Here is a 387-nt window from a genome sequence, read left to right on the forward strand (position 1 = left end):
GATAGACCATATATCGACGTACCGCTTCCACTCATACAAACGCCTTCAAGACCTTGTTTCTCAAGAATTCGCACTACCTTCTTAAGTCTTGTATTGCGTTTTATAACAGGGTGTTGGAAATCATTATGCGTATTTTCAACTAAAAGCTTGTAATCGTTTGTATGAATTGCCTCAAGACAACGATTAAACATCTTTAAATCTGTAAAGTCTTTAAATCGTTTTAAAAATGATTTCGTACTTACACCAAAACTTGGTTTGATAATAAGGTAATAAAGATCCATATCCAAATCTAAAGGTGTTAATACGTCACCAATCCCTTCCACAATCATCGGTTGGTTAAAAAGACAGTAAGGCGTATCCTCATCAATTTGACGTGCAATCTGAATC

General features: G+C 35.1%; 1 protein-coding gene. It reads right to left on the reverse strand.

Annotated elements, in window-relative coordinates:
• The coding region (locus BJN45_RS17465; RefSeq protein ID WP_205750632.1) for a hypothetical protein at positions 1–387 on the reverse strand (387 nt) is incomplete at both ends.

Source organism: Azonexus hydrophilus (assembly GCF_001956855.1).
Classification (GTDB): Bacteria; Pseudomonadota; Gammaproteobacteria; order Burkholderiales; family Rhodocyclaceae; genus Azonexus; species Azonexus hydrophilus_A.